The organism is Candidatus Kuenenia stuttgartiensis, assembly GCF_900232105.1.
Lineage (GTDB): Bacteria > Planctomycetota > Brocadiia > Brocadiales > Brocadiaceae > Kuenenia > Kuenenia stuttgartiensis_A.
In genome coordinates, this window is record NZ_LT934425.1 from 2,696,076 (window position 1) to 2,708,094 (window position 12,019).

The 12,019-nt window shown below is 39.9% G+C and carries 9 protein-coding genes and 2 riboswitches; of the genes, 1 reads left to right on the top strand and 8 read right to left on the bottom strand.

Features of this window, described 5'->3' with window-relative positions; translation table 11 throughout:
* Positions 1-116 precede the first annotated feature (116 nt).
* The 7 genes from KSMBR1_RS12610 to KSMBR1_RS12640 all read right to left on the bottom strand — a co-directional run bounded on the left by KSMBR1_RS12610 (position 117) and on the right by KSMBR1_RS12640 (position 8,470).
* Positions 117-911 carry a hypothetical protein gene (locus KSMBR1_RS12610; protein WP_172953486.1) on the bottom strand — a complete coding sequence of 265 codons (795 nt, stop codon included), beginning with the start codon at positions 909-911 and terminating at the stop codon, positions 117-119.
* A gap of 15 nt (positions 912-926) precedes the next feature.
* Entirely contained in the window at positions 927-1,832 is a 906-nt protein-coding gene (locus tag KSMBR1_RS12615; RefSeq protein WP_099325656.1) for a hypothetical protein, read from the bottom strand.
* 377 nt (positions 1,833-2,209) lie between these two features.
* The gene (pilM, locus tag KSMBR1_RS12620; protein WP_169704205.1) at positions 2,210-3,898 is read right to left on the bottom strand and encodes a pilus assembly protein PilM; all 1,689 of its coding nucleotides are present in this window, start codon (positions 3,896-3,898) and stop codon (positions 2,210-2,212) included.
* Between the two features lie 100 nt (positions 3,899-3,998).
* A complete protein-coding gene (gene miaA, locus KSMBR1_RS12625) occupies positions 3,999-4,958 on the bottom strand; it encodes a tRNA (adenosine(37)-N6)-dimethylallyltransferase MiaA (protein ID WP_099325658.1) in 960 nt (319 codons plus the stop codon).
* A 340-nt stretch (positions 4,959-5,298) separates the two neighbouring features.
* Positions 5,299-5,832: a CvpA family protein gene (locus tag KSMBR1_RS12630; RefSeq protein ID WP_099325659.1), complete on the bottom strand. Its 534-nt coding sequence runs from the start codon at positions 5,830-5,832 to the stop codon at positions 5,299-5,301.
* 38 nt (positions 5,833-5,870) lie between these two features.
* Positions 5,871-6,764: a tetratricopeptide repeat protein gene (locus KSMBR1_RS12635; RefSeq protein ID WP_164995531.1), complete on the bottom strand. Its 894-nt coding sequence runs from the start codon at positions 6,762-6,764 to the stop codon at positions 5,871-5,873.
* A 335-nt stretch (positions 6,765-7,099) separates the two neighbouring features.
* Positions 7,100-7,179: riboswitch (cyclic di-GMP riboswitch) on the bottom strand.
* Positions 7,180-7,213: 34 nt separating this feature from the next.
* Positions 7,214-8,470 carry an ISL3 family transposase gene (locus tag KSMBR1_RS12640; RefSeq protein ID WP_099325661.1) on the bottom strand — a complete coding sequence of 419 codons (1,257 nt, stop codon included), beginning with the start codon at positions 8,468-8,470 and terminating at the stop codon, positions 7,214-7,216.
* Between the two features lie 311 nt (positions 8,471-8,781).
* Here KSMBR1_RS12640 and KSMBR1_RS12645 point away from each other — a divergent pair, with 311 nt between their 5' ends.
* Positions 8,782-9,012, top strand: a complete 231-nt coding sequence (locus tag KSMBR1_RS12645) for a hypothetical protein (RefSeq protein ID WP_164995530.1) — start codon at positions 8,782-8,784, stop codon at positions 9,010-9,012.
* Positions 9,013-9,330: 318 nt separating this feature from the next.
* A riboswitch (cyclic di-GMP riboswitch) is annotated at positions 9,331-9,410 on the bottom strand.
* Positions 9,411-9,493: 83 nt separating this feature from the next.
* Here KSMBR1_RS12645 and KSMBR1_RS12650 read toward each other — a convergent pair.
* Positions 9,494-11,983 (bottom strand): DNA internalization-related competence protein ComEC/Rec2, encoded by a 2,490-nt coding sequence (locus tag KSMBR1_RS12650; RefSeq protein WP_099325663.1) that lies wholly within the window; start codon positions 11,981-11,983, stop codon positions 9,494-9,496.
* Positions 11,984-12,019: the final 36 nt, after the last annotated feature.

Below are 12,019 nucleotides of genomic sequence, written 5' to 3' on the forward strand. Positions count from 1 at the left end.
ATTTTATTCTTTGACAACACTTAAGTTTTTTGAAAAAACAAAAACGCTAGTTCCCAGGCTCCAGCCTGGGAACGAGATCAAACCTGTTTCTCCTGTTGTACTCAATTAATTGCCAGTCATTGTATTTCAGAAAAACCGGTTGATACCGTTTCTGTCCCTAAATTTATCAATTCTCCCGCCCAAAGGTTGTACAGTTCTCCGTCCCTGTTTTTAAATAAGATACTGGATGATGTAATCATATGCGGTTCTTCCATAATGGTTGTTCCTACAAATTCGCCTTTTTCATTTTGTTGAAGAATGCGTCTTTTTATGATAATCGGTTTTTGAGCGGAGGGGATAATTTCCACAAGTTTGCAACGGGTATCAAAAGGTATAGTTTCTTTCCCGATGATCCTCTTTTCACCGATAGACATTCCTTTTGAAACAGTAAAGCTGCTTTCTTTCCAAACATCCCGATATAATTTTCTCACCTGAATCAAGGCGAGGTCTTCTGTGCCGCCTTTATAAATAAATTCCGTATCACCTTTTTCCGTTACCGTCAGACGGGAAGCGTCCTGATAGCGTCTCTTTTTTAGCAAATCCCTGAGAGTAATACCTTCACGGCGGTCTTTTATTGATGGAGTAAAAACAAACGCCCGTTCCAATATTTTTGGCTGGGGAGGCGTGGTAAAGCGTAATTCCATTTCCCGCGCGTTTGTTAATGATATTTCTACTTCAGGCGGTTTGCTTGTCAAAGGTTTTCTTTCAATTGCTTCGGATGACGCTTCCAAAGATGATACCATTTTGTGTGTTTTTGCATTCAACAGAACAAATGTGTGAAACATCGTATAAGAAAGACAAAACACCATGATGCCTGCAATACATTTTCCGCTATGTTTAATCTGTAAATTTCTTATATCCATCGTACTCAAAAAAATGTTTGCTCTTTATGTTTTAAAGTCAATCACATATGCATCAATAAGAATAGAAATTGTTGGCATTGCCGCTAAAGTATCCTGATTTTCTATCGGATTGCCGTCGTTTTTTCTGTAATTTATGCCGACTGTTTTTTTGCCGGTGCTTTCAATGTTTATATTTTCAATAACAAATGGAATACTGGCAGTGAGGAGATCATTCAATAAAAATGGTAAACGTTCTGCTTCAAGCGCTAATGAAATAGTTAAGGGGATGGTGGAATAAATCGGCAGGTGGGTATCGTCTTTGTTGTTAGGCGCAGTTTTGAAAGAGATTTTTTCCAGATTTATTACGCCCGTATTTTTAAGAAGTGCGTTGACCAGCGCTTCAAGTATCCAGAATCTTTTTTGTTCGGGCAGGATTTCATCCCATGTAGGAATAGTGGTTCCCCAATCATAAAATGGCAAGGCGGATCCATGAAAGCCGATAGTGCTTTCTTCTAATTTTGCAAATAACCGGGAAACCTTTTTTAAATATTCCTGTCTCCATAAGGCTTCATCTTCAATCTTTACTATTCCCTTTCCTGGAATGTTCTTTAAGAAAAATGTTTCCAATTGACTATCCATACGATGTATCAGGGCGCGGCATTTTTCAATTTCCTCATTATATTTATCCGTCTCTGCCTCTTTTGCCTGTATCCATTTGCTATTGTACGTAATTTTTGACAGGGCATACCTCTCAAGCATGGATGACATATTTTCCAGGTCGTGGTGAATAGTAGCGTGTTGTTTTAAAAGAGAGTAGTTGAAAACAAAAAGAACAATTACCATCGCAAGAAAAACAGCGCCAATAATTGTCCAGAAATTGTACAGGGATGAAAGAACGCTTTCCGTATGTTTTTCACCTTTTGCAAGATTGTCGTTTATGCCGGAATCCATACAATATTTTTCACGTTTAATTGTTTAGCAGTTATTATTTACCAATACAGCTACATTTTATTCTTACGTCCTGCACAAAAATCGGCACGGCATTAACCCTGACAGGGTTGTTCTTTCATTTTTCAAGGGTTAGGCAGATTTGAAACCTGCCTATATCAAAAAATTGCTGCAGCATCTGAAATAAAAACGTCGCAGTAGCGATACTTTGTAACAGTTTGGATTTTAGAAAAAGCAAAAATGCTCGTTCCCAGGTAGCGACAAGGCATGCCTTGTCGCTACCTGGGAACGAGCGGTTTTTTTTATAGAACTAAAGTATTACGATACTTTTGATTCCGCCTTTTTACAATTTACGATTCAAAATCCCAAATCGTAAATTGTTACATTTTTTCCGATTCTGCGATAATTTCTTCCTGTGATTTTACCAGCCATCGTATTTCAAAGCTGATGCACTCTGTTGCTTCGGCTTCAGAATATACCTGACGGCAGGAGTTGGGGACAAGTTCTACATTTTTAAATGCCGCGATTTTTTGTCCGGAAAGCGTTAGATTCTTAATCGGTTGTAAAACATGCTCTTCGATATAACGTATGCCAGGTTCTCTGCTTTCTCCTCTTATGCCCATAAGAAGACATTTTTTCACGATACTATCCTTTTGATTTTTCTTCGCTTTGCCTTCGCCGATATTTAACGCATCAGGGTCTATCCAGGAAGATTGCAGGGAGTTTATCGAGACATTGTCTGGAATTGACGCCAGTAATTTTTCCGTTGATTCAATCCAAAAAAATCGCGCGGGGTCTATGGATGATATAAATTCCAGTTCGGACTTTTTTTCATTGAAGATTTTATCAGCGTTCTTATAAGTGTTTTCAAGGTTTTTCACATTTTGCAGCATCGCCTGGTGATAATTGCGTGCGTTGTTAAGTTTGGAAATATGGGTGCGAAGCCCAATGTATTGAATGGCTATTAACAGCGCAAAACATCCAAGGGCTACGACTGCATAGGGTTTCATTTTTGCAATTTGTGCGGCTAGTATTCGCTCTTTAGGCAGTAAATTAATCGCTGTTTTTCCCAGTCCGATGCCTTGAATGGCTAGCCCCAGCGCAACACTTAATGAAGCACAATTACCGGAGAAAAGGGCTTGATCAACTGTGCGGGAAATTCTTATGTTATTTAAAGTATTTAATAATTCAACCTTATAGGTGAAATTGTCCTGAATGGTTTTTTGTAATAACGGATCATTTGATTTATTCCCGACGAACAGGAGTTTTTCGAAATGGACAGTGTCTGTGCTTTTGCTCAAGGATTTATAATATTCCATAGACCGTTGTATTTCTTTTACAAAATCTGCATTTACCTCATGTAATGGAATAGTTCTCAGCCAGAAGTGCGCGTGATCAATAATGATAAGGTCGGTATTTTCTTCCTCTCTGTTGACGATGATGGTTGGGCCTTCCACGTGTTGATCGAAAAGAACCAGATTATATATTGCTAACGGTGAACTAAGTATGCCGGTCAGGTTGAACTCCGGGAAAGAGATATTGTTTATAATGGAATCAAGTGTTTCCCGTTTTGACGCAAAAAATCCAATTTCGATGCCTTCTTCATTTGGAGTTCGCCCGGATAATCGATGATAATCCCACACAACGTCTTTAAGGTCGAACGGTATCTGCTGTTGTGCTTCAAAAGAAACAAGGCTTTTTAATTGCTTTTTGCTCACTAAAGGAATAGTGCTGAATCTTGACAAGGCAAGCTGTCCGGGAACGGAGACCACGACGTCCGTTTTTTTACTGAAAGTATGCTTTGACAGAAAGATTTTAATTGCATCTCTGATGTGATGGGATTCCAGTAATTTTGTATTTGGCAGGGCAGCAGGGTACTCAATGATATCAAAGTCCACAACGGTTACTTCATTATTTTTTTTAATAATCTTTACTGCCTTTAATGCATTGTTACCAATATCAAGCCCCAATACTGTTTTTATATTGTGCTGTTTAAAGAGGGAGGGCCTTTTTTGCAAAGCAGGTTTACACGTATCAGCGTGTTTTCGTGATTTCAATAAATGCATCATTTTCATATTGCCCGGTAAAAACCTCGTTTTTGCGCTTTTTTTCATTGTGGACTCGGTGTGCTTTGTGAGTACAATCTTCAAAAAGATATTTTTTGTCTTTTCAGCAAGCAAGCGTTTTCTTCAGTGCAGGATTTTTCAGAGCAAAGTAATCCAGGATGTTTTCTGCAAGGGAATCGGCATTTTCAGGTGAATCTGCCGTGACCCAGTGAATATCGGAGAAACTTCTAAACCAGGTCATTTGCCTTTTTGCTAACCGGCGCGTGCCTTGTTTGATTGCATTGACTGCATCCGGAAGCAAATAATTCCCTTTCAGTAAATCAATAACCTCCTTGTATCCAAGCGCTTGAGAAGCTTGTTTACTTAATCCCAGGGGGTTACTTATCAAAGCTTTCACTTCATCAATAAGACCCCGCGAAAACATATCATCCACGCGCGATTCTATACGCCGGTACAATTCTTTGCGATCATGCATAATCGCAACAACAATGCAATGGTACTTCGGATTTTTATTCCCAAACTGGGTTTGGTAAGAAGAAATGCTTATCCCCGTTTGTTGAAAAACCTCAAGCGCCCTGATTATCCTTCTCTGATCATTGGAGTGTAACCGGCTGGCGGTCTTTGGATCAATTGTTTCAAGCATATGGTATAAAGACTCTGTTCCTTGTTCTTTTGCGATTGTTTTTAACCGGTTCCGATATTCCCAATTTGCCGGAGGACCGTCAAATAAACCATCCATGATCGCTTTAAGATAAAGCGCCGTGCCGCCGACAACAATAAAGGGTTTTTCCTGTTCATAAAGATTATTCGTGATGATTTCAAAGTCTTTTATATAATTTCCCACACTGTATTCTTCCCACGGTTCCCTAATATCTATTAAATAATGGGGAATTTTGGTTCTTGTCTCAGCGCATGGCTTTTCCGTCCCAATATCCATGCCACGATAAATTAGCATAGAGTCGGCGGAAACAATCTCTGCCCCGGTTTTTTCAGCTATTTTCAGGGCTATTTGCGATTTTCCACTGGCAGTGGGGCCGGTTAGTATGCAGATTGTATGTGACATAAAATTTTTATTTTCTGTTATCAAAAGCCAGGATGTTTTTATTATATTTTTTAGGGGACAGCCGTAACAGCATTATACAAAATGATTTATAATAAGCAAAATAAATGTAATTCCGGCTTGTTCCCAAAATTCGTTCTTCTAGTTCCTACGCCCTGCGTCACATCAAAGTAAAGGCCATCGAATAATATGAAGCCTGTGCCACCAGACATAAAGCGTCTTGAATTCACACCTCTCCCACGGTAATTAATCAACTTGGGTACTTTCTGACAAAAAAAACACTTTAAGAGTTCTGACATTAAGAGCAATAACCGAATAAAGTTGCTACCAAACCCAGCCTAATTTAAAATTCCGTACCCTTTGCCATTTTTGCATTGTCTGATCCTCTGTTTTTCTTTAACGGGTCAAAAAAATTGTTTGAGGTAATTGCTGCTACATTTTGCATTCCATTTCCCATTACCGTTGCTATTTTCGAGGTGCAAACCATTTCGCATGCCGGCATGGAGCATAAATTGAGGATGCCGAAGATGATCGCACCACAGAGGATAGTCCCTTTAACAAATCCTAATACCGCGCACAATACATTATACCAACCGCCCATTTTCAAATTGTCGACCATGTTTTTGGGAAAATCTGAAATAATTGTGGTTATAAGCGCTGCAAGGCCGAACAGGATGAAATAACTCAATACATTGTGCAATGAAACCGAAAACACATTGCAGAAGATGTTGCTTATGACTGCATGGTAAAAAAGCGCCACACAAAAAGAGAGAAACAAACTACAGATTCTAAGAATTTGGCATATTGGTCCGTCAACAAAGCCAAAAATCACTGAAATACAAAGGACTACAGATAGTATTATATCAATCCAATTCATTTATAAAAATCCCCTCTGAACTCGCCAAAATGGTATTGCTAATTCAAAGCGTTTAAAATTTCCCGGCACATTTTATTATAGGAATACAATGAAAGGACAAAATGGATTCTGAGGATAATTTCCTCTTTTTTTGCTGTTTCGGGATTTGAACAATACTGTAAATATTGAGCGTGTATAATACTCACCTGTACATCCTCCTGAAACGGGTTTGATGCAATGGATTGTTTTAAGGCTTGTTCTGCGGCAGAATAATTTGAAATGAATAAATACATTTCCCCCAGTTTGTTGAGGATTATTACTTCCTGCGGATTCAATTCAGAAGCCCGTTTCAGAAGCATGATAGCCTCATTGCTATTCCCTAATTGGGCGTAAAGACTTCCCAGATTAAACATTGCCTTTACATAATGAGGGTCTTTTCCCAAAACAAGCTCATATTCTCTTATCGCATCGTCAAACATGTCATGTGTATCATAGAGAACTGCCAGGCAGAAATGCGGAAAAATGGCATCAGGGTAGCGTGCGATAGTCTTTTTATATTGTTCTATTGCTCCGTTGTAGTTACCTTCCAATTCCAGAATTTTAGCAATATTAACCAGCGCCTCAATATTTTCAGGATTTATTGTTAAGGCTTTTTTGTACATTTGTTTTGCGCTGGCAAACCGAAACATTTTTTCATAAACATAGCCAAGATTGTTAAGTGTTTCTGCGTTATCAGGTTCTAATGAGGCTGCTTTTTGCAGATAATGGAGCGCCTCGCCGTAATCGTTTCTGGCAAGGTAGATAAATCCCAGTTTTACATAGGCGTCAGTGAAGGCACTATCACTCTTAAGGCTTTGTTTGTAAGCATCTATTGCTTGTTCCGAATTGGGGAAAAGGCGGTCATATTTTTTCCCTTCCGCAAACAATTTTCGTGCTAATATTTTCTTGTTCATTGTGGTAGACATGATAATAGAGTAGTAAAAAAATTTACCGAAAAGTATGCAGCATACTTGCTGCCGTACCGGTATGATTTGATAGTATTCAGCAGCATATTAAAATCATTTTGCGGAAAAACCTCCTTTCATCAAAAGAAAAAGACCCGGGGCAGATATTGGCATCTTACGTCCGGGTCTTAGTTACACAATGAGAAGGTAAATACCTTATTATTTAAAGTTCATAGATCGGGTATTGCCGGATTCATTGTTACCGCCGCAATACCCGCGATAAAGCATACAAAAGCTATGCAAGATATGTTGTGAACATTAAATAAACTCTTTTACCGACTGAATTTGGCGACCTGGCATTCTTCTTTCCTGAAGACCCATGGCTTTGCGTCCCAGCCTCACAATTGGTTTGCCTTTTTTCAAATTGTTTTTGTTTTTTGTTACATTATATTTTTGCCTCATCCGCAGAATCTGTGGGTAAGTATTGGTTCCGGCAAATTACCAAGAGTATGATACAAGGCTGTTTGCAGGCATTCCAGAGATTTATAACCATAAGCCTTTCTCATAGTCAGTTTCGCCTTAAGGTTAAACCCCTCAACCGTACCGGAAGAAAGTCTGCCATCAGCCTTGAACCAGTTGAGAATGAGCTGCTTGTGATTGCGCAACATCTTTGCCACTTTTTTCATAGGTTCCAGGTTGGTTTTTAGGGTTCTCGTAATCCAGTTCTCGAGAAACCTGTCTGCATACGCCGGATACTTATACTCCCAAAAACGCTGAAAATCTTCACGCATTAAATATGCCTTTATTGAACTCAGGTTGATCTTAACTATCTGGCTTAACCGTACCGTTTGCTTTTCTGTCAAGTTCTCAGGCCTTTTCAACAGTAACCAACGGCTCTTTTCCAAAACATTGTCTGTGCCTTCATCCTTGAGCTTTTTGACCTCTTCCCTCCGTATCTGGTCTATGGCTTCATTGAATTTCTTCATGATGTGGAAACGGTCAAGAATATTAAGCGCCTGGGAAGCCTTCTTCGCTATCACCTTCAGGTACGGCGACCACATATCGCTGCAAACGAATTTGATTCTCAGACAACGTTCTATACCTAACTCCATGAAAAACTTCCGCAGGGTCTTTGCCTTCCGCTCAGGGCCACTCCATAAAAGCCTTTTGGCATGCGAATCAAGCTGATATACAAGGGTTAAATACTTGTGGCCACTCCAGACTTGTATCTCGTCTATTCCTATTTCCGTTATATTCTCCAAGTCCCTGTGGGCAAGGCCGTAGGCAACTACAAACTGCACTGCCCTATACACACTGTCCCAACTGGACTTGAATATCTCGGCTGTCTCTTTCCAACTCAGGCGTTTAGCCCATCGAGACAGGAATACCTTGTATGTGGTGGTCATCTGCTCCTTACCTTCTGACCAGGGAATTCGCTCTACATGGATTCCGTCCACTGGACAGGCGGCGCGTCGCGGGGAATATCGGAAAAATACTTGAAACCCCCATAATGGCGGATACTCGTATAACCGGGACGGCTGTGTATCATACCCAGACACTCTCTTCCCACATACTGAACATTCAGGCTTGGCATTTACCCTCGGCTTTATATTTGCTACTAATGCCTTTCTACCATTTATGACCTCGAAACTGACTGCTTTGTAAACAAATGACTTGAAATTCTCTACCGTATTTAATAATGTCTTTATCTGCATTGCCTCTCCTTTTGGGTTAAGATGCTTTCTTGATAAAAAACATCTTACTCCCTTTGGGATGGCAATGCACCTTTTCTCTTACTAATCCTTACTTATTACCCACAGATTCTGCGGACGAGCCATATTTTTTTACAAGTATGTTTCATCTCCTTATCTGATAGTTGCAGTTATTGGAAGTAATCGGTAAACAATCGTAACGATTTAGTCTTTTGAAAAAGTAAAAACGCCGTTCCCAGATTCCGGCTTGAGAACCAGGGCTGAATCCGCTTGCCTTTGGCAGCGGCTTTGTTCCGTTGTATATGCTAGTCCGGTTGGATTTTAAAAATAAAAAACCAACGGCTTTTGTTTTTACCCACCCCTTAGTCCTCTCCGGGAAGGGGATTGCGGGAGGTTCTCCCAAGAGAGGACTTTCCCAATTTCCCTTATTGGCAGAACAAACGTTTACGCTTGTCATCGCAATGCCAGGCAAGTATGCCAGGTCTACCACAGGGGCAGGGGTGGGGTGGAGGTTGTTTTTTCACCAAAAAATCGTAACACTTTAGTCTTTTGAAACTGGAGATAATTATTTGTAGTGCAACTAGGTTAGTCGCATTGTCTTGAACATATACTATGCCTTATCGCACTGCTTTTTTTTGGTGCGACGAACCTCGTAGCACTACATTGTTGTAGTTTTTCAAAAGACTAAAGTGTTACAAAAAATCTGAAACAATTACACACTAAATATCCTTCTCTCCTTCAACCATAAAAAAAGACCCATGGCAGATTTAATATCTGACGCATGGGCCTTAGCATTTTTTTTACTTTGCAAAAAATAAAATAGCTTTACCTTTTAACAAAGCAAAAGTTCCTTTTACGCTAAATCTGGCAACCTGGCATTCTTCTTTAAGAAAGACCCATGGCTTTGTGTCCCAACCTCACGATTGGTTTACCTTTTTTCAAATTGTCTTGTACTTACCCGTAGCTTCTATCACAAACAAAAAAGCAAATCAAGCAAAAAACTATAATGCTTTTATTGTCAGGGAATTAATTCCTGTAAACAGAGTACATTATACCATTCTTGTTTAGTAAAAATGTTATAGCGCCATCCCGATGTGTTTGAGTTGTTACGACATGGTAATCATTTAATGTATTGGTTGTCATGTGGGACACCGTATTATGCTGCGAGTTGATAAAGGCATATGACGGCTGAACCCTATTGATAAACTGCGGCAGGTTTACTGAATAAGAGCCGTGATGCGGTATCTGCACAATGTCTGACCTGATGGCCTGCTGTTCTGATAAGAGTGTGTTTATCCCTTGCTTTTGAATATCACCACATAAAAGAATGGAATGCCCGGAATATTCAATCTTCACTACGCAGGAATTATCATTTGTTGATAAAGAAGATGAAGGGGAAAAAGAGGGATGGAGTATCTTTACCGTTACGGGTTCAAAACCTTTTATCTCTAATCCATGGGAAAGCGCAGCGGTATGAATATTTTTTTTATGGAGACGTTCGTGTATTATACGGCCTGTTTCCGATTGGAAAAAATATGGTTGTGAATACACTCGTTTTACGTTGAATCTTTCGATGATTGAAGGCAAACCGCTCCAGTGATCATTGTGTTCGTGGGATAAAATTACCAGGTCGATTTTTTTGATTTTTTCACTCCATAAAAAAGGCGCGACGATTTGTTTTCCCACATCATAATTGTGCCATGTACCTGCATCGTACAGGATGTTTTTCCCGTTGGGGAATTGAATAAACAGGGCAGCGCCATGCCCAACATCTAAGCAGGTCACTTTTAAAGCATGTGGCCTGGATTTTATTATACCGGAGAAGGTGAGAACATTAGCGCTTATCAGCCCCCATAGTACAATATGAAGATAGTGTATTGATAAATACGTGCGATAAAGAAGGAAGAAGAGCAGCAAATAATAGACGAAAATCCCTGTTAAAGAAGGCCCAATCACATAAAAATGGGAATACGGCAGGAAAGACAACGTTGAAACAATTGATTCCAATGCGATATCAGTGGCAGACGCCAGCCATGCAAAAACCGAAGCGAATGGAGGAAATATGGTCCCGAAGAATAACAAAACAATCCCGCTGACAATGATAATCCAGAATAAGGGAAACACTATGATGCTTATTACGGATACGTATGGCGTGAAAAGATGAAAGTAATATGCGGTGAGTGGCAGGGTGGCAATCCACGCTGCCAGAGAGACGCAAAGGAGTTTACGTACATATTTTTTTATAAAAAATAACCTGCCTCGTTCTTCAGGCGCCTGTAATTTTTCTACAAACAAAGCAGTCTTAAATAACACTGCCTCAATCTTTGGCGCACCATAGACGATGCCCATCGTTGCCATGATTGACAACTGAAACCCAATGCTAAAAAGGTCTGATGGATTTTGCAGGAGAATAAATAATATTGCCGTAAAAATACTGCTGGTGATGTCCCATTGCCTATGCACCAAATAGCCGCAAAAGAAAACAATGGCCATGATGCCCGCGCGTTGCACCGGTGGGTTAAAGCCCGTTAAAAGTGCATAGAAAATGGTAACGAACACTATTATACCTATGGTCGCTGTTTGATTGACGCCCAGGGCACGCAGCGGCAACAGCACGGTAACTATTACTATTCCAACATGAAAACCGCTGATGGCGATGAAGTGGATGATCCCTGTTTTTGCAAAAGTATCAATTGTTTCTACCGATAACCCCGCCCTGTTGCCTAATAACATGCTGCTGATTAACGGAGCACTATTACTGAAAGCGTGAGTGTAAATGGTGTTGTTTAAGTAATTTCTTAAAGCGTATATAAAACTATAAAACCGGCTGCGGAACGCGGGGTCTGCTATTTTTATGTTATTTATGTGTAGTATGGTCATTAAGGAATTAATAGACGGTTTTTGCCTCTTTAGATAATTTTCATAGTTAAACTCTCCGGGGTTGCCCGGTGTTTTGGGAAGATATGCGTGGCCAAGCAATTCCACTCGTTGACCGTAGACTAATTCTTGTAATGTGATGCCTGAAAGTAATTCCTCGTCCTGCAGGTATACGGTAACCCTGATGTGTCCAAATATTTCTTCCCATCCGGATACGGTTTTCATCTCTTTTGCCTGCAGTATGAAGGATATTTTATGGTGAGATTTTTCACCAAAGGTATTTGATTGGCGATTCAGAAATAGTTTATTATGTGCGTTTCCCTCCAAAATAATGGGAGGTTTGACAATTATTCCCCTTACGCGGAGTAAAGATTTTTGCGTACCCAGCGCGTGTTCAATGTGATTGCGTGGGATAAAATCATTACGGCAATCGTAGTAGGCAACGGCAAGGATAATGATAAAAATACACAACAATGGCAGCAGGAATACGCAACTTTTGTTTAAAAATAAGGTGAAAAAACATACTATCCAGAAGAACAGGCATATTCCAAGGGTTATGGAGAGGGGAATTTTTGTCTGAGATCCAAGATAAATACCGCAGAGAAATAAAAGTGTAATGGGGATGATAGGTCTTTGCATATTTTTGGATAAGGCAGGTTAATAACGGTAACACTT